The organism is Pirellulales bacterium (assembly GCA_035533075.1).
Taxonomy (GTDB): Bacteria; Planctomycetota; Planctomycetia; order Pirellulales; family JAICIG01; genus DASSFG01.
The window spans coordinates 1-24869 of record DATLUO010000123.1 but is presented as its reverse complement, the minus strand read 5'-3'; the positions used below and the strand labels follow the sequence as shown (position 1 = coordinate 24869).

The window sequence follows — 24869 nt, the reverse complement described above, 5'->3', positions numbered from 1 at the left end:
AAGTGCCAGTGGTTCGGCAGCAGGCAATAGGCCAGCAGCCGCGTGTCGCTCCGCTCGACCGCCTCGGCCAAAACCTTCTCGAAGGCGTCGAAGTCGCCCTTGTCGTCGAACACGGTCATCCGCGCGTTGCCGCGGTTCAGCCCCTCGACGCGGCTTGCGGCAAGCATGGCAATTCTCCGTGGGCTGACGGTCAAACCGCCACGCTTATCGACCAGCCGCGCGTGGAGCTTTGGCGAAACCGGCAAACGCCTGATTCCAGGCATATCATCGAACCCCGCGGCGACCGGCTACCGAGCGGAAACTTGCGTTTCCCGTTTATCGACGGTAGACTGCCGACTACGCGACCTTGCACCGCGGTGGTTTGCAACTCGCGCGGGCGTAGGCCTTTCCTGCGCTTCGTCTCGCATCTCGGAAGCTCACGCGATGATCGCCGAACTCGTCGTCGTCAAAGGCCCGGACGCGCCGCGCAAGTTCGCGCTGGCCGACGGGCAAACGCTCGTCATCGGGCGGGGTGAAAAGTCGAATACGCGCCTCGCCGATCAACACGCCTCGCGCGTCCACTGCCTCATCGAGATCGATGGCGGCAAGTTTATCTTGCGCGATCAGGGCAGCTCCGCCGGCACGTTCGTCAACGGCGCGCGCGTCGAGCAATGCGAGCTGCGGCCCGGCGACGTGGTCGGCGTCGGCCATACCGAGCTGCGGCTCGATCTCGCGGCCCAGCACGACAAAAGCACGCTCGCGGGCCGACCGGCCGCCGCCGCCATGCCCGTGATCACGGCCGCCAACCTCAAAAACCTGGTCGGCCAAAGCCTGGCCCACTTCGAGCTGAAGAAGGTGCTCGCCAGCGGCAACACGGGGCTCGTTTTTCTGGCACACGATTCCAAGGCCGACCGTCCGGCGGCCGTCAAAGTGCTCTGGCCGGAGATCTCGAAACAGGAAGACGAAATGCAGCGGTTCGTGCGCGCCATGAAAACCATGATGCCCATCCGCCACGAGAACCTGGTCGAGATTTACGCGGCGGGCAAAAACGGACCGCACTGCTGGGTGGCCATGGAGTTCGTCGAAGGCGAGTGCCTGACCGAAGTCATCAACCATTTCGGCACGCGTGGCATGCTCGACTGGCGCACGTCTTTCTTGGTGGCCGTGCAAATCGGTCGGGCGTTGGAGACCGCTTACGAGCACCAGATCGTGCATCGCAACATCACGCCCAACAACATCCTGTTCAAGCGCGACACCAAACAGGCCAAGCTGGGCGACTTGATGCTGGCCAAAGCGCTGGAGGGAACGCTGGCGCGGCAGATCACGCGGCCCGGCCAGCTCGTCGGCGACCTTCCCTACATGCCGCCCGAGCGGACGCGCAGCGACGCGCCGGTCGATTGCCGGGCCGACATCTACAGCCTCGGTGCCACGGTTTACGCGCTGTTGACCGGACACCCGCCGTTCGAAGGCAACTCGGTGCCTGAGGTCGTCTCGCTCATCCGTTCGGCTGAACCGGTCAAGCCGAAAAGAGTTCATCTCTCGGTCGCCGATCGCTTTCAGGACTGTGTGATGATGATGCTCGCCAAGCGTCCCGAAGATCGCTACGAGACGCCGTCCAAGCTGTTGATCGACCTGAACCGCATCGCGCGCTACGAGAACATCCAGGTCTGACGCAAGAAGGGGCTGACCGCCTATTCGCTCGGCGCGGACGGGAAATACGTCGAACGCGAGTTGAACCTGCCAATGCCGCGGGTCAAACACCTGGATCCGCTCCTCGACTTCGAATGGTCGGGCGACGAAACCGCCTGGATTCGCAAGTTCCGCGCATGGGTGCGCGAGCGGTTCCCGGCGAGTTGGGGCTGGGAATGCACGTCGACTAGCACACGCCGACGGGCTAAACTGAAGTCGACGGGGCGAGTGCGGGAGACGAACATGGCAACCATCCCTTCACCACTGCGTTCGCTCCGGGCCGACGCGGAGATCGACTATCCTACCGGAGACGGCCGGCCCGTGGGTGAAACACCGCTCCATCTGAAGAATCTCACAACCGCGATCAAGACGCTCGAGCGGCATTTCGAACGGGAGCCGTTGGTGTACGTGTGGGGCAACATGTTCGTTTATTACGAGAAAGGGAACCGACGCAAGCACGTTTCGCCCGACGTCTTCGTTGCTCTGGGCGTGCCAAAGGACAAGCCGCGCGAGCATTACCTCATCTGGGAAGAAGGACATGGTCTGGACTTCGTCGTCGAGCTGACGAGCAAGTCGACGCAAGACGAAGACCTGGACGACAAAATGTCGATCTACCAGGACGAGATGCCGGTGCCCGAATATTTTCTGTTCGACCCCAAGGGCGAGTATCTCGACCCGCCGCTGCAAGGCCATCGACTGCGCGAGGGCAAGTACGTCCCGATCGAGATCGTGGAGGGGCGCTTGCCCAGCGAAGTTCTCGGCTTGCACCTCGAGCGCGACGGCGAGTGGTTGCGGTTCTACAATCCCGCCACCGGCCTCTGGCTGCCAACCCCCGAGGAGCGCGAGGCAGCCCTGGAGGCCGATCGCGGGCTCGCTGAGGCCCAGCGAGAACGTGAGCGGCTGGCGCGCGAGCAGGCCGACGCGGCGCGCGAGCAGGCCGACGCGGCGCGTGAGCAGGCGGACGCGGCCCGCGAGCGCGCCGAGGCGGAGCGCGAGCGCCTGGCGAGCGAGTTGGAGGGATCCGGCAAGGAATTAGAACGCTTGCGAAGAGAGCTGGACGAATGGCGGCGACGTTTTGGCGGGCGAGCGGGCGAACCTCCGCCACGCGGCGAATGAGGCACTTTGTTCCGACCGCGCGCTGGACAACGCGCGGCGGTCGCGACTGGCCAGAATCACCTGACCCTAGGGTGCTTGACGGCCAAAGGGCGGGGTGGCTAGCATGACGGCATGTGCCGCCACGCGTGGTGGTTGATGTGCGCCACACGTACTGTTTTTTCGCGGCGGCCTGCGGAGGTCGTATGAACAAGCTCGAAGCTGCCGTGGCTGAGCGCGCGGTCGCCGGCGGACTGATCGGCCAAGCCGACTTGGCGCGAGCCCGCGCGGAACTTGGCCAGGGCGCCGACGACGCGCGACTGCTCGAATGGCTCGTCAAGCATGGCCTGTTGACCAAATGGCAAGTGGCGCAACTGGAGGCCGGCCGGTCGCAAAACCTGATCTTGGGCCACTACAAGCTACTGGCCCCGCTGGGCGCCGGCGGTATGGGCAGCGTCTACCGCGCGCTCGATGCGAAGCTGAACCGCCAGGTGGCCGTGAAGGTGCTGCCGCCGCGACTGGCCACGCCCGATGCCATCGGCCGCTTTCGACGCGAGGCGTTCGTGGCCTTGCAATTGCGACACGACCACGTGGTCACCAGCTTTGAATTGGCCCAACATGGGTCGCTTCATTTTCTGGCCATGGAACTGGTCGATGGGCCGAGCCTGTCGGCGCACCTGGCGAGACAAAAACGGTTGGGTGTGCGCGAAACGGCCCGCATCGGCCACGAAGTGGCGCTGGCCCTGGAGCACGCGCGCGAGCTGGGTATCATCCACCGCGACATCAAACCCTCGAACATCCTCCTTTCGCGCCAAGGCCGGGTAAAGGTGGCCGACATGGGGCTGGCCAAGTTCTTTGGGCCGCAAGCGCAGGCCGGCGGGCCGGACACGCGCACCGGGCAGTTCATGGGCACGATCGACTATTGCTCGCCGGAACAGGCGGTCGACGCCAAGCGGGCCGACATCCGCAGCGACCTCTATTCCCTCGGCTGTACGCTCTACCACTGCCTGACTGGCAAGCCGCCGTTCGCCGAGGGCACCGAAGTGCAGCGGATCATGGCGCACATCGACATCTTGCCCGCGTCGATTCGCATCAAGAACCGCGACGTCCCGCCGGCCTTCGCCGAGTTGATCGAAAAGCGGATGTTGGCCAAGGATCCGGGCGACCGGTTTCAGACGCCTGCCGAGGCGGCCGAGGCGCTGGCGCCCTGGGCCAGAGGAGAGGCGGGCGCGTCGGCCAATCCCTGGGCGGGCCTGGAAAGTTTGGATGGCCTGTTGGACGAAGTGGCGCTCGCTCCCCTCCAGAAACCGGCGGCGCAGCGAGAGCGCGAGACGAGGCCGTCGCATCGCCGCCCGACGCCGACGCTGCGAGTTGGCGCCGCGCGCAGGCGCCGCGGCGCCAAGGACGAATCGCTGTTTCGGCGGCCGTTGGCCTGGGCGGGCGTGGCCGTGGCCATACTGGCTACGATCACGGCCGCGTCGCTCTACTGGCCGAGCAAGAAACCTGACGTGGCCAACGTCGAGCCGATTCCCGACGGCCAAATCGCCGGCGTGCCTCCCGCGGTCGAACCGAGCGCGCAGGGCAGCCGCGACGAGCCAAGCGGCGGGCCAAGCGTGGCGGCGGAAGCGATCCCGGCCGACCGTCTTGACGCGCCCAGCGTTGAGCCGCCAAGCATCGTTCCGCCCGACCCCGCCGACGCGAACGGCATCGGCGCGGGCGGAACGTCGCCGCCAGCGCCCCCCCCAACCCGCCGACTCCCCTCAAGAACCGACGGGCAAGCCATCGCCGCGCGCCGAAGGCGAGAAGCCGGAGCCGAAGTCCGCAGGGACGAAGACCGAGGCGAAAAAGTTCGCCGGCTTGGCGGACGCGTCTGAAGACGATTGGCCGATGGGCGGCTACGACGCCGGCAACACATATCACAACCGCGGCGAGAAGAAGATCGCTCCTCCCTTGGTGAAGCTCTGGCAGCAGGCCTTACCCGATAATAGTTTTTCTCCCGATCATCTGGTCGTCAGCTCGGGCATTGTCTTGGCAGCGGGAACCGCGGTCAAGGACACCGTCTATGCCCTGGACGCCCGTAGCGGACGCCCACTCTGGACCTTCGAGTTGCCCGGTGCCCCACGCCGCCACATGTGTACGAGTCCGGCCTGCCTCGGCGGGCTCGCTTACGTCGGCGGCGACAATGACAATCTCTTTGCCGTCGATCTGCGGAGCGGCCAACTCCGCTGGCAACATGCCGGAATGAATAGCATGCACTACTCGCAAATCAAAGTCGCCGATGGCTTGCTCTACGCCGGCTCTGACAGCGGCCTTTGGGCGCTCGATCCACAGAGCGGCCAGGAGAAATGGAACGACAAGACCCGCAGGGGGTCGGGAGACATCGCTATCAGAGCGGGCAAGCTGCTGCATGCGGGCGCCGCCGTGAACGCGGCCAGCGGTGCGCCGTCGTGGAATAACGACCTCATGACCGGGAACAGAGTCGCCGCGACCGACGATTTGGCTTTCATCGCGCAAGGCGACCGGATCGCCGCCCTTTCGATCGCCGACGGGAAGACGCTGTGGAAAACCGTGCCGCAGGCCGGCGCGTTCTACATGCAGTTTCTCCTCGTGGGAGACTCCCTCTATGCCGCGACCCGGCAGGATGGTCACATTTATCGTCTCGACGCCCAGACCGGCGCGATTCAACGGAAGCGGGCGTTGAAAAAAGATTCGAGCGCCTGGTGGAGTGCCGCCAACAACATGGTTTTCGCCTCAACCTACGATCGACAGGCGAACAAGGGAGCCGTGGTGGCGCTGGCGGCCGATACTCTGCAAAACAAGTGGTCCACCTCCGCGGCGGGCTATGTCTGGTGCATGGCCGTGGCGAATGGCCGACTTTACGTCGGCGTCAGGGGGAAAAAATCCAGCGTGATTGCGTATGGCAACCGCTGAAGCCTGCTCTTTACAACGATCCGCGGCGGCGGTTTATAGAAGCAACTTGGATGGCGTTTGCCGCCGGTATAGAATGAGGGCCGTGAATTCTGGCTGAGGCTTTTCACATGGCGACCGTCGAAAAAGTTCTGCTGAGGGGTGAACGCCGGATTGTGCTTTCGGGCATTTCGTGGGAGATGTACGAGCAGTTGCGCGAGAACGAAGACAACTGGCACGTCCACATGGCCTATGATCGAGGAACACTGGAACTCATGAGCCCCTCGTCCAGCCACGAAATCATCAAGAAGTTGCTTGCCCGGATGTTTGAATCGTTTACCGAGGAAATGGGTATCCCGCAGCGCAGCCTGGGATCGACGACTTGGAAGAGTCAGGAACTCGCCAAAGGACTTGAGGCCGACGAGTGCTACTATATTCTCAATCACCACCGGGTACGCAGTCGCATGGAGGTCGACCTCTCGGTCGATCCGCCGCCGGACTTGGCCATCGAGACCGAAGTCAGCCGCGGGGCCGTGCAGAAGTTGCGCATTTACGCCGCCTTGGGCGTTCCTGAAATTTGGCGATGGCGCAAGAAGGGACTGGCCGCCTACTCTCTCGGCGCGGACGGGAAGTACGTCGAGCGCGACTTCAGTCTGAACTTGCCGATGCTGCGCGTGAAAGACCTGGAACCGTTCCTCGAATTCGAATTGGCGGCCGACGAAACCGCCTGGATTCGCAAGTTCCGGGGCTGGGTCCGCGAACGATTTATGGCAGACGCTGGCGAATCAGGCAAAGGCGGATTGTGATGAGGATTATGTTGTCGGGGCCGTCGGGAGACTCGTCATGTCACAGGTCAAAAGTGCGCAAGGCGATCGCGCCGTGAACAGCGGATTGGTCGCCGCCGCCGAGTTGGCGCGTGGCCGCGCGGAGCTTGGCGCTGGCGCCGACGACGCGCGGCTGCTCGATTGGCTCGTGCGGCAGGGCCTGTTGACCAAGTGGCAAGTGGCGCAGCTCGAGGCGGGCCGATCGCAAAACCTGATCTTGGGCCACTACAAGCTCCTGGCGCCCTTGGGCGCCGGCGGCATGGGAAGCGTCTATCGCGCGCTCGATACGAAGCTGAACCGCCAGGTGGCCGTGAAGGTGCTGCCGCCGCGACTGGCCACGCCCGATGCCATCGGCCGCTTCCGACGCGAGGCGTTCGTGGCCTTGCAATTGCGACACGACCACGTGGTCACCAGCTTTGAATTGGCCCAACATGGATCGCTTCATTTTCTGGCCATGGAACTGGTCGATGGTCCGAGCCTGTCGGCCCACCTGGCGAAACAAAAACGGTTGGGCGTGCGCGAGACGGCCCGCATCGGCCACGAAGTGGCGCTGGCCCTGGAGCACGCGCGCGAGCTGGGTATCATTCACCGCGACATCAAACCCTCGAACATTCTCCTTTCACGCCAAGGCAACGTGAAAGTGGCCGACATGGGGCTGGCCAAGTTCTTCGGGCCGCAAGCGCAGGCCGGCGGGCCGGACACGCGCACCGGGCAGTTCATGGGCACGATCGACTATTGTTCGCCGGAACAGGCGGTCGACGCCAAGCGGGCCGACATCCGCAGCGACATCTATTCCCTCGGCTGCACGCTTTACCACTGCCTGACTGGCAAGCCGCCGTTTGCCGAAGGGACCGAGGTGCAGCGGATCATGGCTCACATCGACATTTTGCCGGCCGCCATCCGCGTGAAGAACCGCGACGTCCCGCCGGCCTTCGCCGAGTTGATCGAAAAGCGGATGCTGGCCAAGGATCCTGGCGACCGGTTTCAGACGCCCGCCGAGGCGGCCGAGGCGCTGGCGCCCTGGGCCAGAGGAGAGGCGGGCGCGTCGGCCAATCCCTGGGCGGGCCTGGAAAGTTTGGATGGGCTGTTGGACGAGGTGGCGCTCGCTCCGATCCAGAAACCGGCGGTGCAGCGGGAGCGCGAGACGAGGCCTTCGCATCGCCGCCCGACGCCGACGCTACGAGTTGGCGCGGCGCGCAGGCACCGCGGCGCCAAGGACGAATCGCTGTTTCGGCGGCCGTTCGCCTGGGCGGCCGTAGCGCTCGTCGTGCTGGCTACGATCACGGCCGCGTCGCTCTTGTGGCCGCGCAAGAAACCTGACGAGGCCGTGGCGGCCAATGCGGGGCCGATTCTGAAGGGCCGGTTCATCCCGCAACCGCCATCGGTTGGGCCGGACCAGTCCAACAACCCAAACGAGCAAGGCGAACCGCCCGACGCCGATCCGGCCGATACACGGAGCGATCTCGGCGACAGCAACGTCGAACCGCCGAGCATCGACGTTCCCGCCGCCAGCGGTGCAAAGGGCGACGGCACGGGCGGAGCGTCGCCGTCAGCGTCCGCCCCGCCCGACGCAAAGGACGTCGATAAGCCACCCATCGAACCGGCCGCGCGTAAGGTGCCCGGCCTGGTATTGACAGTCAAGCACGGCGCTCGAGTCGCGTCCGTGGCCGTGAGTGCCGATGGCTCTACGCTTATGACTGGCGGCGACGACAAGACGGCGCGGCTTTGGAACGCTACCGACGGCGCGCCGCGCGGAGCGCCGCTGATGCACGAGGCCGGAGTCAAACGCGTCAGTCTCAGCGCGGACGGGAGCTATGCCGTCACCTATCAGCCACGCTCCCGCTTTAACTTCACCATTAAGAGCGACAGCCGTGCGAGCCAGCGCCCGCTTTCCTTTTCTTATTCTGATGGAACACCGGACTTGCCGGATTTCAGCCTCTGGGATGTGTCCGCGGAGGCAGCCGACGGTCGAAAACCGTTGCTGACCGCAAGGGGCGAACTGGCCATCGCCGCCGACGGCAAGGAAGCTTTGGCCCTCGACAAAGACGCGGGCGGGACGGTATGGCTCGTGAGATTTGAACTGGCGAACCGCGAATCGCGCTACACCATTTTGGCCTCCGCTCCCAATCGGACAATGTCGATCCAGCCTATATTGTTCAGTCCCGATCTGAGGCTTCTACTGGCCGAGGACTTCTCGGCCGCGCTCATGCGGGGGAGGAAATTGAGGAAGTCGCAGATCCCGACGGATCTGCAGTTTTGGGACACCAGTACGGGGAAAACACGTGGTAAAGCGAGGCGATTTTCGGAAGGCACTGCTTCGTTTCCCTACACCGCTGTCGTCAGTACATTCCGTCCCGACAGCCGCGCGCTTGCGGTAGTGATTACCACGTACTCACGAACGAGCACACGCATCACCCATTCCGATTCCAACCCGCGGTTGCAACTCCTGGATTTAGCCAGCGCCCGAGTACTCAAGGAATTTACGTTATCTCGGGATCCGAACATGATCGCTTTCAACCCGCGCGGCGACTTGCTGGCGTGCATCGGCAGAGGCGCACTGGAGCTGCGCGATGCGGAGACGGGCGAGGTCCGGGGCCCGCGCACTCCCATGACTGGCGTGACCTCAGCCGCGTTCAGCGGCGACGGCAAGCGGCTGTTCGTGGGCAAATACGACGGCACGGCCGAACTTTGGGAGCTTGATACCCTGCTCGCCCCGGCCGAGAAGTGAGCCGCTTAGCCACCACTTACTTCTTCGCGGCATACAAGTCGTCGGCGGTCCTGACGATCGGCGTGGCGGACTTTGTCGCGCGAGGCGCCCGTGAGGGTTGCAACCCCCCCAGCCGCTCGATCGCACGCGCCTTCAGCGGGCCGGCTTGCGGCGACGACTTGACGAGCTTCAGCAAGCCGGTGGCTTCACGTACATGGCCCGATTCGATCAGCTTGTCCGCTTTGTCGAGCCGCTCGTGGTTCACCGCGTCCCAGAGCAGCTTGGCGACCTCGCGCGGATCGCTGTGCGACGAAATGGCCACCGTCTGGGCCGCGTCGCCGTTGGTCAACACCATCGTCGGTGTGGTCCGCTCGGCCAACTCCAGGTCGGGCAGGTTGACCAGGTTCGTCAACGCCGGCAGTTCGTCGATGGGCAGCACGATCAGCACGCAGTTACGCATCGGCTGCACCGTGGGCTTGCTTCCCAAGGCGGCGATCAAGCTGCTCGTGGGCATGTCCCACACTCCGGTCTTGGCCTTGGCCTTGGTCAGAACGAGCAGCACCGGCATTCCCTTTTGCCTGGCTTTGTTGAATCCCATCGCCGCCAGTCCCACATCGCTGCGGTCTTCGCTCGCCTTTTGGCCGGCCAGTTTTTCGAACACCCGCTCTTGGATCAACTGCAGCGGCACCAGCGAGTTGTCGGCCAACAGCCGGTGCGCCTTGTCGCCCGAAAGCGCCGCGTGGGCCATGGCGATGTAGTTGGCCTGAGCAGGCGGGCTGTGAGGGGCCGCCTTGAGCGCGCCGGCGTAGGTGTCGACGGCCCAGCGGGCATCGCTCAGCAGTTTATCGGCCTTCACCGGTCCCACCACCGCATCGATCACCAGCCCTTGCGGCGTGAGGAAGTAGCTGACCACGTTGCCGCCGTTCTTCTGCACCTGACCGTTGACCTTGGTGACCTGAAAATCGCCGAGCTGCTGATAGCACGACGTGAAATGTTCGCCGACGTAATTGCCGACCTCTTTATCTGACAGGGCGCCCGTCCTGTATGCTTGGGCGTTGTTTCACGTGAATTCTTGCCGGGCGAAGTTGCCCGACACCTGGATCATGAATACCAGCTTGCCTTCTTCGCTCGCGAGCCGGCTGGCGGCATCGGGCGACTGCATCCAATGAATGGCGGTGCCGAGTGTGCGGTCGCCGCTCGCCGGTCGCCCTGCTCCCACGATGGAACAAGTGCCGTCCGTGCAAGCCAGGCCCGCAGCATTCTTGGTCTTGGGACTTACCGCCCAAGCGGGCAGCGGATTCAGCAGCAGTGCGCCCATCGCGACCGCCATCAGCCGCCCGCGAATCGAACTCCGTATGTTCGTCGTCATATTCATCGCCTCTCTTTCTCGTTTTGGACCCGTCGAGTCACAACGACAGGCAAAGCGTGCGCCAGGCGCAGCGGCGACGCTGGCCGACCGTGTGCAACATCGTGGCGTGCAAGGGTTTCGAGAGTGCCGATCGACGACGGGCGACGTGCGGCGACCGCGATGAGAACGGTAAGGCGTCGTCAGCTTGATGACAGAGTGTGGACCGTATCAACCAAACGTTGACCGGGGTGCTGACGCCAAGATACGATGAAATCATGCTGGGTGAAGACGAAATTGCACAAGCCCTGCACGCCGCGTCGTCACCCTGTTGTAGGCCCGCATGGCCCGTTGGGCCTGGAGCAGTTGGCTGAAATCGTCGCCCAATGTATCCGGACAGAAGAAGTACCGGCGGAGCGGGTCCGACGACCGATCGCGTTACCCGTGGAGACCTGGGAAAAACTGGACCAGTTGGCCCGGGCGGCCACGCCCGCAAATGCTCCGCCGCTGTCGGCTTCCGCCCGTCGCGGCCGTTCTGCTCGAGCAAGCGGTGACGGCGAAGTAACTAAAGAGAACGCGAGCGAACCAGCGGTCGGCCGTGCGTTTTCGGGCATGGTCCAGTTCGCCCTTACCGCACCGTCGTGCCGGGCTTCTTGGTCCGCGCGGCCAATTGCCGCAGTTCGCCCGCCGCGACGGGCCGCTCGCCAGGCTGATACCCGTTGCGGGCGCCGGAAAGCACGTCTTCCCAATAGAACAATTCGGGCTTGAGCTTCTGCTGCGAGAGCAGCGCCGCCTGATCGAAGTAGTGCGGCGACGCGGGATTGCCGCTGGCGCCGAATTGCAACAACGTCGCTCCCCGAACGCGGTCGCCGAATTCGAACACGCCGACGTAGGTGTAACCGATCACGCCGTAGTGTTTGGAGACCGTTTTGACGAACGGAATGTGGATCGTCGGCGTGTAATACTGCGTGAAGATCACGCCCATCGGGCCGTGCGTGCCGGCCGAAGGAAGGCTCGGCAGCCCGTCGTCGAACGGCACATCGACCAGATCGGCCACGTTCGCGTGCCGCTGGATGCGATGTACCTTGCCCCAGGCGACTTGCCAATCGCCGTGGGCCGATTGCACGTCGGCGGCGGCCTGGATGAGGGCCTCGAAACGCACCGGCATGTTGTCGACGAAACGCTGCTTGAGTTGTTCGCCCGGATACCCGCCGCCGTAGAGCCGCTCATACCAGGCGACGCAAAGCGTGGTCTGCGTCGAGTCGAGCGACGAGCGGCAGTCCCAATCGAGCAGGTGCTCGATGTACGGACGGGCCTTGGCGGCCAACGCGGGGTCCGACTTTTTCAGCTCCTCGAATGCCTTGGCGTAGAGCGGCAGCTCGTGCTGCGCCCAGTAAATCGTCGTGTCGAAGGCCGCCGCTTCGAGCCGCTCGAATGTGACGTCGGCGAGCTCGCTGAGGATCTGCCGCGACAGCTTGGCCCGCCGCTTGTCGTCGTGCTTGTCTTCGACCATATAAGACGGGAAGGCGGCGGCCGATGGATTGTCGAGGTGGGTGGTGGTGAAGGGCGACGAATTGCAGTTTTGCACGTAGCCGGCCTTGGGGTTGGCCAACTGGGGCAGCTCGTCGAGGGTGTGGAAGCCTTGCCATTCGGTGGCCGGATCGCTGCCGTCGACCGGCTTGCTCCAATCGAACCGTGGGTCGCGTCGGGGTATGGTGCCGTTGTAAAGGAAATAGATGTCGCCGTGGCGGTCGGCGTAGACGGCGTTCATGATCGGGAAATGGAGGCCCGCCATGCCGGCTTTGAAATCGTCGAGATTGCGTGCCCGAACGAGCATGTCCATTTGCCGCAGCAACAGCGACTCTCGCAGCCGGCCGATCTGGGCGGACAACGGGTGCCGCGCGTCTTGTTTGGCCACGATCGGTCCGTGGTGCGTCTTGCGAAAGGTGTAAAGCTTTTCTTTCACGCCGTCGTGCGTCTTGATCTTGACCTTCTCTTGCCACTCGACGGCCGTGCGATAACCGCCGCCGTAGCGGTAGTTGAGCGGGTGCTGGGGATCATCGAACGTCTCGCGCCACAGGTCGGCGATGTCGGGTTCGTTGGTGGTGAAGCTCCAGCCGAGGTCTTCGTTGTGGCCCATCGTCGGCAGCGGGCTGCCGAAAAAGGTGGCGCCGCTGAAGTTCCAACCCTCGTCGCTGCGCAGGTGAGCTTCGTACATTTGCCCGAAGCCAAACCAAGGCTGGTGTGGGTTGGCGAAGAGCATGGCGTGACCGTCCCTGGTGCGCTGGGGGGCGATGGCCCAGGCGTTCGATCCGGTGGCGGCGGCGACCATGGGATTGACCCGCGGCATGTAATTGCTGTGGATGCGGGTGTAGCGGAACGTCAGCTCCAGCAGCAACTGCCGGGCGCAAGCCAGGCTGTGCCAAGGCTCGAAGTGCCTGATGAGCCGCGGCTTCACGTGCGGGTTTTTCGCCAGATAGTGGTTCAGGCCCGCGGCAAACGCCTCACAGAGCGATTTGAGGTCGTCGGGCAACTTTTCATAGTCGGCCTTGGCGCTGGCCACGATTTCAAAGGCCCGGTTGAGAAGATCGGAGTTGATGCCCGACGGCCCGTGGGCCTCGGCATAGCGGCCCAGGCTGAGCAGGTAGTTGTCTTCGACCTGCCAGAAATAATCCTCGGCCTGGGCGTAAGCGAAGCCGAACACCGTAGCCTCGTCGCTGGCGCCGTCGATGTGGGGCACGCCGAAGGAGTCGCGATAGATCGCCACCTGGCCGGCAAGCTGTTCGGCGAGGGAAGGAGTGTCTTCCGGCGGGGCTGCGATCGCGCGGGAGGCAGACGCGAGAGGCCAGCCGAGGACGGCCGCCAAAACGACGCTTCGCAAAGAGATCATATAGGTCGCGTGCGCGCGCTCCTCACCGGTTAGTTTTGACGCGAGTTGCCGACCATCGGCCGGCGCGGCATGGTACTGCCAACCGCGCATCGCAACAAGGCGAGTGAGCCGATGGTGCCATCCATGAACTGCCCCGCGGAGCCGCAGATAGGATCTGCCGCTTGCCGCAGTGCAATTAGCGCGCCGCTGCCGGGGAGAGGGAGGGAAGGAGAGACGCAGAGACGCGGCGAGCCGCGTTGCACTGACATTTCTCTCCGTCGCTCCGTCTCCCCCTCGCTCCCTCTCCGTCGGGCCGGCGCTCGCAAGCTCGCCCTCTGCCACACTATTTGCTGGCCGTCGCCGCGCCGGGTTGGGCGGCAGGGGCCGCGTGGGGGAAGGCTTCGACCCAGCCTTGCCGCCAGATTTTCAGCGAATCGTTGTGGCTGCCGGTGGCCAGCAACTGGCCTTTCGGCGAGAAAGCCACCGACCATACCGTACTCTTGTAGCCGCCCAACGTGGCGGCCTCTTGCTTCGTTTCCAGGTTCCAAAGCTTGACCGTGCGGTCGTGGCTGGCGGTCGCCAGCGTTTTGCCGTCGGGCGATACGCGGGCCGAGCTGATCCAGTTGTGATGCCCGGTCATGGCAGCCGACTCCTTCCCTTCGGCGACGTTCCACAGCTTGACCGTGCGGTCGTGGCTGCCGGTGGCCAGCGTCTTGCCGTCGAGCACAAACACGATCGCCGACACGGCGTCGGTGTGTCCCTCCAGTTTCTTCATCACTTCGGCATTGGCCGGGTTCCACACGACGGCCGTTTTATCGCCGCTGCCGGTGGCGATCATCTGCCCGTCGGGCGAAAAAGCCACGCTCGTGACCGAGCCGGTGTGCCCTTTCAGCGCCAGTTTTTCGGCGGGCGGAGTCGCGGTCACGTTCCAGAGCTTGGCGGTGGTGTCTTCGCTGGCGGTGGCGAGCGTCTGACCGTCGGGCGAAAAGGCCAGGCCCATGATCCAATGTTGATGGGCCGGCAGCGAGGCTTTTTCTTTGCCGTCGGCGACGTTCCACAGCTTGAGCGTGCCGTCGTAGCCGGCGGTGGCCAGCGTTTGCCCGTCGGGGCTGAAGGCCACCGCGGTCACGACGGTGTTGTGTCCGGAATACGACGCCTTGAGCTGGCCGCTGTTCGGGTCCCAGAGCTTGATGTCGCCCGGCCGATAGAGGAGCGTTTGCCCGCCGACGCTGGCCAGCGTGTTGCCATCGGGCGAGAAGGCCAGCCCGGTGACCCACGTGGTGTAGGTGGCAATGGTCGGTGGTTCCTGCGCCCCGGCCACGGTGGCCAGTTGAGCGAGGAGGACGGCGGCAACGAGCGACACAGAAAGACGAGAGCGGGCAAGCATGGTGGTTCTCCGGGAGCGAGTCAGTCCGACACGACAGCGGCCAGACGCTTTTAAGTATAACTTCCGCTCGTCTGGATTGCGTGTCCCGTGCGATAGTTGGCAGTGCGGCTGCCGAAAGGCTAGAATCAAAGGCGTCTATTCCCTTGGTCCGGCAAGTTTAGGAGCTTCACGGCCGTGGCGATCGCATTTCGATGTCTGCTCCTGGTTTTGATCCTCCCGGCAGCCTGCATTGCATCCGCCGATGACGATGCACCGCCTTCGGCCGCCGCGATGGCCGCCCGCATCGATCAACTGCTCGACCAACGCATGGATGAGGCGGGCGTTCGCCCGGCCGGACCGGCCAGCAACGCCGCGTTTCTGCGGCGGGCCACCCTCGATCTCAATGGAATCATTCCGGCCGGCTCGCAGGTCTCGGCCTTTCTCGACGACGATGCCGCCGATAAGCGGACCCAAGCGGTCGACCGACTGTTGGCCAATCCGCGCTGGGCCACGCACCTGGCCAACGTTTGGAGCCGTATGCTGCTGCCGGCCCAGGCCCAAAGCGAGCGGCCGGCGGAAGTGGCCGGCTTCACGTCGTGGCTGCGGCGGCGGTTCGCCGAGAACATTCGCTACGATGTGATTGTGGCCGATCTGCTGACGACCACGGGCAGTTCCAACCGCGGCGGAGCGGCCCTGTTCTATACCGCGGCCGGACTCAAGCCCGAAGAGTTGGCCGCCAGCACGTCGCGCATTTTGCTGGGCGTGCAGATCCATTGTGCCCAGTGCCACCATCATCCCTTCGACCATTGGCGGCAGGAAGATTTTTGGTCGTTCGCCGCCTTCTTTGCCCGCGTGCGGCAGGCGCCCGGCACCGAGCCGCCCGACGTGCAGTTGGTCGACGCGGTGTCGGGCGAGGTGACGCTGCCGGGCACCAGCCAGGTCGTGCCGCCCAAGTATCTGGGCGCCGACCCGCCCCGCGAAGACGCCGACGTCAATCGCCGCCGGCAGTTGGCCATCTGGCTGGTGTCGCAAGACAACCCGTACTTTGCCCGCGTGGCGGTGAACCGCGTTTGGGCGCTGCTCTTCGGCCGCGGCCTGGTGCATCCGGTCGATGACTTCGGCCGGCATAATGCCCCCAGCCATCCGCAAGTGCTCGACGAGCTCGCCGAGTATTTCGCCGCCAGCGGTTACGATCTGAGGGCGGTTTTTCGCGCGATCGCGTCGACGCGGGCATACCAACGGTCGAGCCAATGGCCCAGCGAAGAAGATCCGCCGCCCGCCGAGTTGTTCGCGCTGATGCAGGTCAAGACGCTCTCCGCCGACCAGCTTTATGACTGCCTGGTGCGGGCCACGCGGCTGAGCGAGCCGGAGCGCGCGGCGCCCCAGCCGGGCCAGCCGCCGATGGCCGATCCACGACAGCAATTCGTGCAGCGGTTCAACATGGCGACCACCGAAGCCACGGAATTTGTGGCGGGCATCCCCCAAATCCTGGCGCTCATGAACGGCAGCCTGACCGCCGAGGCCAGCGACGCCGACCGCGGCGGACTACTGCAGGCGCTCGATGCGCCGGTCTTCGACGACCGCGAGCGGGTCGAGGCGTTGTTTCTGAGCATCCTCTCGCGCGAACCGACGGCGGCGGAACTGGAAAGCCTCGTCGAATACGTATCGAAGGGCGGCGGCGCCGGCGACCGCCGCAAAGCACTGGGTGACCTGCTCTGGGCCATGATCAACAGCCCGGAGTTCATTTTGAACCATTGAGGTAGGCGGTGGCCGAGAGGACGCTCACAACAGTGTACGTGCTGCCTTTCTTCGTCGCTCTCGCGGCGACGGGGTGCAACCGACCAGCGATGCCGACGGCGGTTGCGACCTCAGCCCCGGCCGATCGAGCGACCGCTCCGCCGTCTGAGCAGACCGACGTAGCCGCTCCGCAAAAACCGGAGGATGGCCTTCCTAGGCCGTCCAGTGCCGATCCGGACGGCCTAGGAATCCCGGCGCGCCGGGACTCCGGTGACACCCAACGTGCTAGCTCAACGGCCTCGGGCGACGCACTCGGCGCCGAAGAAAACGCTCCAACAAGTCAGAATGATCTTTCGACCGAGCGGCTGGTGCTGTTTCTGCCCGGCGGGCCGCTGGTGGTCGAATTGCGGATGACCATCGACGGCGGGCCTTTTCGTGCGGCCAGGCAAGTGCTGGTCGATGAGGCGCTCAAGCTGGCCGACGGCGACCACGATGGCCGGGCAACGTGGAACGAGGTCTATTCCGACCCCAAGCGGGTCTTTGTGCAGCGGTTCGACCTGACGACCAACGGGATGGCCCGCAAAGAATTCATGCGAATCAACGACACAAACCAGAACGGGCTGGTCGATCGCGACGAGGCGCGACGGCTGGTGGCCCGCGCCAAATACGCCGGCGCCGCGTTTTCGGTGGAGGGTTCCAGCGAATACCGGCGCTCGAATCCGCGGCGGTCGATCGTCCGCACGATGCTCGACGCCAACGATGACGACCTGCTGGACGAGGCCGAACTGGCAGCCGCCGAAGCACGGTTGTTGGCCCGCGACGCCAACGACGATCAGATCGTCACCTGGAGCGAACTCGACGACTCGCTGGCGGGCGATGCGCAGGCGATGACCACGCGGACCAACGCTTACCTCAATCACCCCGCCGCATTGGCGTTGGGCGATCGCACCGATTGGGACGGCATTATTTACACGCTCAGCGAGCAATACCTCGCCTCGGGCGGCACGTTGGACGAGTCGTTCTCGCTGGCGCCTTCGATGGCCCGCGCGCTCGACGACGACGGCGACGGCCAGCTCGCCTACGACGAGATCCGCCGCCTGAACGTGATCGAGCCTCAGTTGGTGGTGGCGGCCAACTTCGGCAAGCCGGGCGACCAGGTGGCCGGCGTGTCGCTGGTGCGGCTGTCTCCGGAGGTCGGTGTGGCGGATGAAATCGTGCTGCACACGCCGCGCGGCATCGTGCTGACGCTCGATGGCTACCGGCTGCAAATCGTGCTCGACGACCGCGCTCCGGCCGACGCGGGCGGCCCGACGCCCGAAGAACAGTTGGCGATGTTCGACAAAAACAAGGACGGCTACCTGGAAAAAGACGAAGTGAAAGACGTTTCGCCCGATGCGGCCCGCATGTTCGACCAATGGGACTCCAACGGCGACGGAAAGATCTATCTGGACGAGCTGGCGGCCTATCGCCGCTCGCAACAGGCGCCGCAGTCGAGCGCCATTCGCGCCGTGGCCGGCGACGATTCCGACGTGCTCTTTCCGCTGCTCGACGCCAACCAGGACGGGCGGCTCACGACCCGCGAGCTGCGTGCCGCACGCGAGTCGCTCCTGGCGCTCGATTCTGACGGCGACGGTCGGCTCTCGCTGGAGGAGTTGCCCGGCGGCCTGACGCTGTTGCTGTCGCGCGGCTTGCCGTCGAACATGTCGCCGCAGCGCCGCGGGCTGGCGGCCATGCCGGCGCCCGCGGCCGGCAGCGGGCCGGACTGGTTCGTGCGCATGGACGCCAACCGAGACCAGGAAGTGAGCCTCGACGAGTTCCCAGGCAGCGCCGAGAAGTTTCGCTCCCTCGATCTGGACGGCGACGGCTTCGTCTCCGCCAGCGAGGCCCAGGCCAAGAATGCACGGTTGCCGTAGGGTGCGAGCGAGCGAGCTTGCGAGCGCCGGCCCACCCTGTTCAAGGCGTCAGAGCGGCAAGGTACTTGCGTGCCAGCGGTGGGCTTGGCGACAATGGCCGCTTTCCTTTTTCACCCAGAGCCAGCCATGACTGAAAACCCTCGCGTCATTCTCAGTGGCTTCGCCGACGAAGCCGCCAATCAAAAGACCGCCGTCCAGCAGTTCGCCGCCTTCGCCGCCCTAGGGCTGCAGTTCTACAGCGTCCGCTTCATCGACGCCGGCGAGGGAATCAAGAACGTCATGAAGCTGACGGTCAAAGAGATTCAGGCCATCCGCCATCTCGAAGACGAATATGGCCTGAACGTGGCTTCCATCGGCTCACCCATCGGCAAGGTCAAGCTCGTCGACGTCGACGACGGCACCAGCAACGCCTTTGTGCCGTTCAAAAAATATCTGGAGAAAGAAGTGAAACGGGCGTGCGAGCTGGCTCACGCCTTCGAGACCAAGCTCATCCGCGGCTTCTCGTTCTATCCGCCGCGCGGGGCCGGACCGCACGAGTATCTGCCGCAGGCCGTCGATCAACTCGGCCAGGTCGCCGAGACCTGCCACCGCTCCGACCTGACCTTCGGCCTGGAGATCGAGGCCAACCTCGTCGGACAGACCGGGCAACTCATGGCCGAGCTGTACCGCCAGGTGAACCATCCGGGCCTGGTGTTGATCTTCGACGCCGCCAACATCCTCTGCCAGGGCTACACGACGGCCGACGTCTTCTCCCAATACCTGGCCATGAAGTCGGCCATCGGCTGGCTGCACATCAAGGACTATCGTCATCCGCAGCCACCCACGCGCAACGGCCACGTCGACGAAGGCGCGTTGAAAAACTTTGTGCCCGCCGACATCGGCCATTCGGCCCACGAGTTGATCTTGCGCGACTTTCGCGAAGAGATTCCCGCCCTTTATCAGCGGCTGCACCGGCGGGGCATACCGGGCGTGTTTCTCGACCTGGAGCCGCACGTAAAGGGCGGCGGGCAGTTCGGCGGCTTCAGCGGCCCTGACGGCATGGGCGTGGCCCTGCGCGGCCTGCTGCGCGTGCTCGACTACGCACGCATCGACTATCACCTCCGCGACTTCGAAGACATCCGCGCCGCCCGCGGATTCTAAGCAGGCCGCACTTCTCTGGGAACAAACCGACGATGGCAGGATGGCGACGGGTGAGGACGTTGCCCCGCATCGCGTTACTTTTCAGCAAGCTGAACAAACAAGGAGGCGACAATCGAGCCGACGTCCCTAGAATTAAGTGGAGGACTTATGGGAAGTCCAACCGTTTCATTCACGAGGTGCGTTATGCGAACTGCAATGATCGCGGTGGCAACGGTGCTCGGTTCGTTTTTCTTCGGTTCCGCGGCGGAAGGCCAGGGTATTTATTCCTACAGCGGCGGGGCCTATCCGGCGTATTCGATGAGTTCCGGTGCGCAGTACGGCGGCTATCCAGGGGTTGTTTCTTATTATGGCGGATACCCCGTGGGCATGCAGTACGGGAGCGTTCCCGTGGGCGCGTCGTATGGCGGCTACTGGGGCTCCGGTTATTTTGCCGGCTATCCGTATCAGAGCTATTACCGCACCTCCTCCCCGCAACGCAGCGTCTATCCGCCGTCGTACACGGGCAGCAGCCCGCAGGCGATGTACGGCTATCCGGGGAACGTCCAGCCGGCGCGAAGCAGGGTGCCGAACCCGATTTACAGCAACTACGCATACTACAGTCCCAACCGATACCGGCGTTTTGGCAGCGGCCGCACCAGCGGCTCGTACGTTCCGCGGGTCTATACCATTTATCAACCGCGCGGCGGCGGACTGTTCGACCGTTAAGACCGCTCGACGATCATCGCCACCGCATTGCCGCCGCCCAGGCACAACGATGCCAGACCGCGACGCAGGCCGCGGGCGGCCAGCGCGTAAAGCAGCGTCACCAGCACCCGTGCGCCGCTGGCCCCGATCGGGTGCCCCAACGCAATCGCGCCGCCATTCACGTTCGTCCGAGCCGTGTCGATCCCCAAGGGCCGCATGCAGGCCACACATTGCGCGGCAAAGGCTTCGTTCAGTTCGACCAGGTCGATGTCGTCGAGCGTCATGCCGGCCTTCGCCAGCACGCGCTGCATGGCGCTGACCGGCGCGATGAAGATTTCCTTGGGCTCGACGCCGCTGGTGGCCGTGGCCACGATGCGGGCCTTGAGCGGCGATTCCGAGCGGCGAGCCAGCTCGTCATCGACCACCACCACCGCCGCCGCGCCGTCGCTAAGCTGCGAGGCGTTGCCGGCCGTCACCGTGCCCTGCTCGCCAAAAGCGGGCTTCAGCGCGGCAAGCTTTTCGACGGTCGTATCGGGCCGCGGACCTTCGTCGCGGTCGACGGTTGCGTCGCCCTTGCGGCCGGGCACGACCACGGGCACGATCTCGTCGGCAAAACGCCCTTCGGCGATGGCGGCCGCGGCGCGACGATGGCTCTCGGCCGCGAACGCATCCTGCTCTGCGCGCTCGACCGCACGGCTGGCGGCGATATAGTCGGCCGCGGCGCCCATGGCGGCGTTTTCGAAGGGGCACCACAGTCCGTCGTGGATCATCGAATCGAGGGCCGTCTGGGGACCGTACTTCCAGCCTTCGCGCGTGCCCATCAGCAGGTGCGGAGCGCGGCTCATGCTTTCCATGCCGCCGGCCACGATTGCACGGGCATCGCCGGCGCGGATCACCTGATCGGCCAGCATCACGGCCTTCAGCCCTGAGCCGCACATTTTGTTGATCGTCAGTGCCGCGACGGTGGCGGGCAGTCCGGCGCCCAAGGCCGCTTGCCGGGCCGGCGCTTGCCCGACGCCGGCCGTGAGAATCTGCCCCATGATGACCTCGTCGATCTCGTCGGCGGCGATGCGGGCGCGCCGCAGGGCCTCCGCGATGCATGCCGAGCCGAGCCGCGTGGCGGGAACCGACGCTAAGCTGCCGAGGAATTTTCCGATCGGGGTCCGGCAGCCGCCAAGGATATAAGACATGATTGCGACTCGCGGAAAAGGCGTAATGAGGGTCTGACCATGAAGTATACGCGATACGGCCGAGCAAGGCCCCGGCGAGGCGGGTAATATCAGATGCTACCGGGAGGCTGACGCCTCCCACTCGCCGGCGCAAGCATCGCCGATCCAGAGGGCGGCGAACACCGGCAGCAAAGCCAGGCAAGCTAATTGATAGCCAGTCAGCGAGAACGCCAGCCGCGGCTCGATCTCGCAGTTTCATTTGTTTTTTCCGCGGCGCCAGACCATCCACATCACCCAGCCCAACGCCCCGAGGCAGGTCAGTTCCGACGGCCCCCGGCTGGCAGCACTTGCGTGTTTTCCGAACATATCACGGGCCATCGAAAGAGCGACTGGAATGGAAAGGAGCAGCAGCGTTACGAGCCCGACTGATCCACAAAATGTAAGAACTTTCTGGCCTGGAGTCGTGGTGATGCCCAGCGCCTTCTGACGCGAGGTGATGACAATCGTACGAACGAACGCAGGCGTAGCAATGATGACAAACGCAATACCCACGCCCGGCGCCACAGAAAACGATGCGGCGGCGACCGCCGCCAGCGTCATAACCAAGAACAAGGAACTCAGGGTAAACGTGGCCGTGTTTCGCTCCTCGGCCGCGAGGGATGGCGGCGGCGAAACGGTCTTTGCACCCGCGGCCAAGTCAGCGCCACAGAGCCAACACCGCTCCGCGGCCACCGTAAGGTGGGCCGAGCATTCCGGGCAACGTCGCGATGGTGCGGTCATGACGTCTCTCGCTGAGCGGTGGCCGGCGACGACAAGCAGCGGGCCGCATGGTCTTCGGCCACGTGCCGCACGCGCCGCAGCACCTGACCTAGTACGATGCCCGATAAACCGAGAGCCACGACGAAGATCAACTGCTGATAGCGCTCGACGCGCAAGTGCCGTTCGGGCGCAAACCATTTGGCATAGCCCAGCAGAAACAGTTAGCCGCACAACGAGCCGCACGTGGCGCACCAGACCAACCACAGGCTGAATCGCAGGCCGGCCAGCAAGACCACAAGAAAGTATCCGACGACCAGTGGGCTGCGTGGGCCGTCGGCAAGCATCAAAACGGGCGTCATCCATGCGAGTTGCGTTGCAAGCTCGCCGCGGCGACGGCGTTGTTTTCCGCAACGCAACTGCGGACACGCGTGCGTCGGTGCGCCGGCTGGTTGCACAACAACCGAGTCCTGATGATAGAATCGCTCAAATGAGAACTTGGATCCTCAGCCTTCTGGTCGCGGCCCTGCTGGCGGTCGGCGCGTCTTACGAATGGCTCGCGTCGGGCAAGCCGGTCGAAGTCGCCGTCGCGTCGTTCGGGCCCATCCGCGAGTTCGTCGACGAAGAAGCCCGCACGCGACTGCCACGGACCTACCAGGTGACGATGCCCTTCAACGGCCGCATCGAGCCGATCGAAGCCGTCGAGGGAGCCCATGTCACCGCCGGCCAGGTGGTGGCCCGCGTGGTGCCCGCCGATCTCGACTTGAAAGTCGCCGAAGCGCAGGCGGCGGTCGACCGCGCCGAAGCCTCGTTGCGAGAGAACGACGACACGTCGGTGGAATCGACCGGCCTGCAGCAGGCCCTGAGCTATGTGCAGTCGATGAACCGCACCGTCGAAGCGGCCACCGAGCAGGTCAAGGCGGGCGAAGCGAAACGCGACTTGGCCCTCAAGACCTGGAAACGAATGCGGACGCTCTACGAAAGCCGCACCACCGACGAGGACGAGCTGAACCGGGCCGAGGTGTCGAAGATCGAGGCCGATGTTTCTTATCAGCAGGATGTGCTCTTGCTGAGCGCCTTGAAGAGCTTGCAGGCCGCCACGACGTTGGTGCCCACGGTGGTGCGGCAATATATCGACCGCAAGCGGCTGAAACACGACGTGCTGTTGCAGGAAAAAGCCGAGGCCGAGACGCGTCTGAAAGAGGCCCTGCGCGACCGGCAGCGTGGCGAGATGACCAGCCCCATCGACGGCGTGGTGTTGGAGCGGTTCGAGACGAACGAGCGGCAGGTCTCGGCCGGAACGGTGCTCGTGACGATCGGCCGCGTCGAGGATCTGGAGGTCGAAGTCGACGTGCTCAGCCAGGACGTGGTCCACGTCAAGCCGGGGCAGGCCGCCGACATCTACGGCCCGGCCATCGGCCGCGAGCCGGCGCACGGCGTGGTCGAGCGAATCTATCCCGCCGGGTTCACCAAGACCAGCTCGCTGGGCGTCGAGCAACAAAGGGTGAAAGTGATCGTGCGCTTCGATCCCGACGAACTGGAGGAGCTGCGCAACAAGCAGGATCTGGGTGTCGGCTATCGCGTTCGCGCGCGCATCTATACCGAAGAAGCGTCTCGCGCGCTGGTGGTGCCGCGTTCGGCGTTGTTCCGTGGCCCGGCCAGCGACTGGCAGGTGTTCGCGGTGCGCGAGGGTAAAGCATGGTTGGTGTCGGTGCGCGTGGGCCTGATGAACGACGACCAGACGGAGATTCGCGAGGGGCTGAGTGAGAGCGAGCCGGTGATTGTGGCTCCCGAGACCAGCCTGACGGACGGCACGCGGGTCACGATGGTGAAGCCGTAAACACCGAACAGGTGGCACAATCGGCAACGAAGGTAAGGTGGGGCGACAATCTGCAATTTGAGATTTGCAATTTTGCAATTTGCAATAGTCGGTTCGATCCCAGGCCGCGGCAACGATTTCGAATTGCAAATCGCGAATTGCAAATTTGTCATCGGCTGCAAGATTCTCCCACCAGCGGCAACTATCTAATGTCATGACCAAATCGACCGGCACGGGGCAAGCGAGCGGGCAACGTGCCGCCGCGGCTATCGACTGGCCGGCGGTGCTGGCCAGCCACGACCGCTGGCTGCGCACGGTGCTGTTTGCCCGGCTCGGCGAGAGGCAGGCGGTCGATGAGGTCATGCAAGAGGTGGCGCTGGCGGCGATCGAGCAAAAGGCGCCGCTGGCCGATGCCGCCAAGGTGGCGCCCTGGCTGTATCGGCTGGCGGTCACGCAGGCCCTGCTCTACCGCCGCCGCATGGGGCGATGGCGGAAATTGACTGAAAACTATGCCCGGCGGGAGCGGCCCAGCGAGACCGACTCGCGGACCAGCGACCCGCTGGTCTGGTTGTTGGCCGACGAACGCCGCAAGCTGGTGCGGGTGGCTTTGGACCGCTTGCCTGCCCGCGACGCCGAAATCCTGCTGCTGAAGTATGGGGAAGACTGGAGCTACCACGAGATTGCTCGACACCTTGGCATCGGCCACAGCGCCGTCGAAGCCCGGCTGCACCGGGCACGGCGGCGTTTGCGCAGCGAACTGACCGCGCTCGACGTGGTCGAGCCGAGTGGCGAGCGGCAGGTGTAAAGGGGCGAGGATTAAACAACGTCGCGCTTCGCATATACGACACAGACGTGGGGCGGCCGTCCCACGCC

Annotated in this window: 20 protein-coding genes; 12 read left to right on the top strand and 8 right to left on the bottom strand. The window is 64.6% G+C overall.

The features are described from left to right. Positions 1–423 precede the first annotated feature (423 nt). From VNH11_15890 to VNH11_15865, 6 genes are all read left to right on the top strand, one after another. Positions 424–1650, top strand: a complete 1227-nt coding sequence (locus tag VNH11_15890) for an FHA domain-containing serine/threonine-protein kinase (GenBank protein ID HVA47850.1) — start codon at positions 424–426, stop codon at positions 1648–1650. Positions 1651–1722: 72 nt separating this feature from the next. Next, positions 1723–2784 carry a Uma2 family endonuclease gene (locus VNH11_15885; protein HVA47849.1) on the top strand — a complete coding sequence of 354 codons (1062 nt, stop codon included), beginning with the start codon at positions 1723–1725 and terminating at the stop codon, positions 2782–2784. Between the two features lie 182 nt (positions 2785–2966). Further along, on the top strand, positions 2967–4634 hold the full coding sequence (locus tag VNH11_15880; protein ID HVA47848.1) for a protein kinase: 1668 nt from the start codon (positions 2967–2969) through the stop codon (positions 4632–4634). Then, entirely contained in the window at positions 4618–5691 is a 1074-nt protein-coding gene (locus tag VNH11_15875; GenBank protein HVA47847.1) for a PQQ-binding-like beta-propeller repeat protein, read from the top strand. Before VNH11_15880 ends, VNH11_15875 begins: the two co-directional genes overlap by 17 nt. A gap of 107 nt (positions 5692–5798) precedes the next feature. Further along, complete coding sequence (locus tag VNH11_15870) at positions 5799–6473, top strand: Uma2 family endonuclease (protein ID HVA47846.1); 675 nt, start codon at positions 5799–5801, stop codon at positions 6471–6473. Positions 6474–6510: 37 nt separating this feature from the next. Further along, the gene (locus tag VNH11_15865; protein ID HVA47845.1) at positions 6511–9219 is read left to right on the top strand and encodes a protein kinase; all 2709 of its coding nucleotides are present in this window, start codon (positions 6511–6513) and stop codon (positions 9217–9219) included. A 16-nt stretch (positions 9220–9235) separates the two neighbouring features. On the opposite strand, the gene VNH11_15860 is transcribed toward VNH11_15865, so the two are convergent. From VNH11_15860 to VNH11_15845, 4 genes are all read right to left on the bottom strand, one after another. Then, a complete protein-coding gene (locus tag VNH11_15860) occupies positions 9236–10132 on the bottom strand; it encodes a hypothetical protein (GenBank protein ID HVA47844.1) in 897 nt (298 codons plus the stop codon). A gap of 126 nt (positions 10133–10258) precedes the next feature. Beyond that, on the bottom strand, positions 10259–10567 hold the full coding sequence (locus VNH11_15855; protein ID HVA47843.1) for a hypothetical protein: 309 nt from the start codon (positions 10565–10567) through the stop codon (positions 10259–10261). A 604-nt stretch (positions 10568–11171) separates the two neighbouring features. Then, on the bottom strand, positions 11172–13424 hold the full coding sequence (locus VNH11_15850) for a penicillin acylase family protein (protein HVA47842.1): 2253 nt from the start codon (positions 13422–13424) through the stop codon (positions 11172–11174). A 331-nt stretch (positions 13425–13755) separates the two neighbouring features. Beyond that, positions 13756–14799 carry a WD40 repeat domain-containing protein gene (locus tag VNH11_15845; protein HVA47841.1) on the bottom strand — a complete coding sequence of 348 codons (1044 nt, stop codon included), beginning with the start codon at positions 14797–14799 and terminating at the stop codon, positions 13756–13758. 174 nt (positions 14800–14973) lie between these two features. Here VNH11_15845 and VNH11_15840 point away from each other — a divergent pair, with 174 nt between their 5' ends. The 4 genes from VNH11_15840 (at position 14974) to VNH11_15825 (ending at position 20273) form a co-directional block, all read left to right on the top strand. After that, positions 14974–16536: a DUF1549 and DUF1553 domain-containing protein gene (locus VNH11_15840; protein HVA47840.1), complete on the top strand. Its 1563-nt coding sequence runs from the start codon at positions 14974–14976 to the stop codon at positions 16534–16536. Between the two features lie 347 nt (positions 16537–16883). After that, on the top strand, positions 16884–18428 hold the full coding sequence (locus VNH11_15835; protein HVA47839.1) for a hypothetical protein: 1545 nt from the start codon (positions 16884–16886) through the stop codon (positions 18426–18428). Between the two features lie 126 nt (positions 18429–18554). Next, positions 18555–19568, top strand: a complete 1014-nt coding sequence (locus tag VNH11_15830) for a TIM barrel protein (GenBank protein ID HVA47838.1) — start codon at positions 18555–18557, stop codon at positions 19566–19568. Positions 19569–19751: 183 nt separating this feature from the next. Then, the gene (locus VNH11_15825) at positions 19752–20273 is read left to right on the top strand and encodes a hypothetical protein (GenBank protein HVA47837.1); all 522 of its coding nucleotides are present in this window, start codon (positions 19752–19754) and stop codon (positions 20271–20273) included. Here the strand turns inward: VNH11_15825 and VNH11_15820 are convergent. From VNH11_15820 to VNH11_15805, 4 genes are all read right to left on the bottom strand, one after another. After that, positions 20270–21442, bottom strand: coding sequence for an acetyl-CoA C-acetyltransferase (locus VNH11_15820; protein HVA47836.1), 1173 nt, complete (start codon positions 21440–21442; stop codon positions 20270–20272). The two genes, VNH11_15825 and VNH11_15820, sit on opposite strands and share 4 nt — an antisense overlap. Before the next feature lie 234 nt (positions 21443–21676). Continuing rightward, entirely contained in the window at positions 21677–22027 is a 351-nt protein-coding gene (locus tag VNH11_15815; GenBank protein HVA47835.1) for a hypothetical protein, read from the bottom strand. A gap of 170 nt (positions 22028–22197) precedes the next feature. Continuing rightward, on the bottom strand, positions 22198–22356 hold the full coding sequence (locus VNH11_15810; protein ID HVA47834.1) for a hypothetical protein: 159 nt from the start codon (positions 22354–22356) through the stop codon (positions 22198–22200). Positions 22357–22401: 45 nt separating this feature from the next. Next, positions 22402–22539: a hypothetical protein gene (locus VNH11_15805; protein HVA47833.1), complete on the bottom strand. Its 138-nt coding sequence runs from the start codon at positions 22537–22539 to the stop codon at positions 22402–22404. 128 nt (positions 22540–22667) lie between these two features. Between VNH11_15805 and VNH11_15800 the strand changes: the two genes are divergently transcribed. Together VNH11_15800 and VNH11_15795 are read left to right on the top strand one after the other, a co-directional pair. After that, positions 22668–24017, top strand: coding sequence for an HlyD family efflux transporter periplasmic adaptor subunit (locus tag VNH11_15800; GenBank protein ID HVA47832.1), 1350 nt, complete (start codon positions 22668–22670; stop codon positions 24015–24017). Positions 24018–24210: 193 nt separating this feature from the next. Further along, positions 24211–24801: a sigma-70 family RNA polymerase sigma factor gene (locus VNH11_15795; GenBank protein HVA47831.1), complete on the top strand. Its 591-nt coding sequence runs from the start codon at positions 24211–24213 to the stop codon at positions 24799–24801. Positions 24802–24869 lie beyond the last annotated feature (68 nt).

Excerpts from the sequence above, each read along its gene's own strand:
- VNH11_15825 (HVA47837.1), top strand. The coding sequence starts at position 19,752 with ATGCGAACTGCAATGATCGCGGTGGCAACGGTGCTCGGTTCGTTTTTC.
- VNH11_15890 (HVA47850.1), top strand. The coding sequence starts at position 424 with ATGATCGCCGAACTCGTCGTCGTCAAAGGCCCGGACGCGCCGCGCAAG.
- VNH11_15800 (HVA47832.1), top strand. The coding sequence starts at position 22,668 with ATGAGAACTTGGATCCTCAGCCTTCTGGTCGCGGCCCTGCTGGCGGTC.
- VNH11_15865 (HVA47845.1), top strand. The coding sequence starts at position 6,511 with ATGTCACAGGTCAAAAGTGCGCAAGGCGATCGCGCCGTGAACAGCGGA.
- VNH11_15885 (HVA47849.1), top strand. The coding sequence starts at position 1,723 with ATGCCGCGGGTCAAACACCTGGATCCGCTCCTCGACTTCGAATGGTCG.
- VNH11_15795 (HVA47831.1), top strand. The coding sequence starts at position 24,211 with ATGACCAAATCGACCGGCACGGGGCAAGCGAGCGGGCAACGTGCCGCC.
- VNH11_15820 (HVA47836.1), bottom strand. The coding sequence starts at position 21,442 with ATGTCTTATATCCTTGGCGGCTGCCGGACCCCGATCGGAAAATTCCTC.
- VNH11_15830 (HVA47838.1), top strand. The coding sequence starts at position 18,555 with ATGACTGAAAACCCTCGCGTCATTCTCAGTGGCTTCGCCGACGAAGCC.
- VNH11_15845 (HVA47841.1), bottom strand. The coding sequence starts at position 14,799 with ATGCTTGCCCGCTCTCGTCTTTCTGTGTCGCTCGTTGCCGCCGTCCTC.
- VNH11_15870 (HVA47846.1), top strand. The coding sequence starts at position 5,799 with ATGGCGACCGTCGAAAAAGTTCTGCTGAGGGGTGAACGCCGGATTGTG.
- VNH11_15855 (HVA47843.1), bottom strand. The coding sequence starts at position 10,567 with ATGACGACGAACATACGGAGTTCGATTCGCGGGCGGCTGATGGCGGTC.
- VNH11_15880 (HVA47848.1), top strand. The coding sequence starts at position 2,967 with ATGAACAAGCTCGAAGCTGCCGTGGCTGAGCGCGCGGTCGCCGGCGGA.
- VNH11_15805 (HVA47833.1), bottom strand. The coding sequence starts at position 22,539 with ATGACGCCCGTTTTGATGCTTGCCGACGGCCCACGCAGCCCACTGGTC.